This window comes from Agromyces sp. NDB4Y10 (genome assembly GCF_001620055.1).
GTDB lineage: Bacteria > Actinomycetota > Actinomycetes > Actinomycetales > Microbacteriaceae > Agromyces > Agromyces indicus.
Genome location: NZ_LQGY01000041.1, coordinates 1 through 1,372, shown reverse-complemented (window position 1 = coordinate 1,372; position 1,372 = coordinate 1). Strand labels below are relative to the sequence as shown.

Here is a 1,372-nt window from a genome sequence, read left to right as displayed (position 1 = left end):
GGCCGAACCACATCAGGCTGAGCGCCGCGCCGGTCCAGAGGGCCACGGGCCGCTCGCCCGTCGAGGCCACCGCGAGGTGCGCGGCGGCGACGGCGGTCGCGTAGCCGAGGGCGGCGAGCGCCAGGGCGAGCAGGCCGCCCCGGTACCGCCTGGAGGCGACGACCGCGACCGCCGTGAGGGCGAGCGGGGCGAGCAGCGCGGCGAGCACGATCGGGGCCGGCACGGCCGCGGCGACGAGGCCGCCGAAGGCGTCCTCCCAACGGCCCCAGGTGCCCGACGCCTGGCCGAGCGCGGTCTGCCCCGGGGAGGGCATCGCCGACGGGCGCTGCACTCCGGGGTCGGCGAGCAGCCCGAACGGCGTGCCGCGGGCGACCTGCTCGAGGATCAGGGGAAGGAACAGCGCGAGCGCCGGCAGCGGGATGCCCGCGAGGCGCACCGCGGCCCGGCCGCTCAGCAGCAGCGCGGCGATCCACGCGAGGACCATCGCGGGGGCGAGGCTCGGGGCGCAGGCGATCACGATCGCGAACGCGAGCGAGGCCGCGGCGGCCGCCGCCCACGAGGTCGCTGCCGCGAACATGAGGACGGCGAGCCACGGCAGCAGGATGTGCACGATGACCGCGGCCGGCCGGCCGGCGGCCAGCGAGTCGAGCAGCGGCGGCGCGGCGGCCCACAGGACCCCGCCGAGCACGCGCAGCGAGGTGCGCTCGGTGAGCCTGGCGGCGGCGAACCACCCGCCGAGGCTCGACAGAGGGATGGCGAGCAGCCAGAGGGCGAGCAGCGCCCAGGACGGATTCCAGAAGGCGGTGCTGCCGAGCAGGGCCAGCACGCCCGCGAAGGGGTCCGCGGCACCGGTGAACCCGCCGTCCACGTCGCGCCATCCGTAGGCGGCGTTGCGCCAGAGCGTCGGGAGGTCGTCGGACAGCGGCAGCAGGGCGCCGCCGGCGATGCCGCCGGCGGCGAGCAGCGGGGCGAAGAGCACGCCGGATGCCACGAGCGCGCCGAGCAGCACCCACCCACCGCCGGTCGCGAAGAACTGGACGTCCTCGACGCGGCCTCGTGCACGCTGCCGACGCGCCTCGGCGGCCTGCTGCCGTCGGAGGCGGACCTCGTCGCGGCGGACGCGGAGCGGGGCGATCGAGGACCAGCGCGCCGTCCGCGTCGCGGCCGCCCGCTTGCGTGTCCGGAGCACGCGGCCCGGGCGGGCCATGACGCCGACCGCGGCGCGGAACTCGCCCGGGATCGCCCCGGGCGTCTTGACGAGGAGGTGGCGCAGGGAGCGGCCGATCGCGATCGGCAGGAGCGCCAGCCAGTGCAGCGGCACGAGGGCGGCGGGCGCCCAGGCGAGCCGCCGGTGGAGGCGGGCGGCGCGCGC

At 78.4% G+C, this 1,372-nt stretch carries 1 pseudogene; it reads right to left on the bottom strand.

From position 1 onward, the window contains the following. Nucleotides 1–1,372 (bottom strand): annotated as a pseudogene (locus tag AVP42_RS16710) (hypothetical protein); the annotation flags it as partial.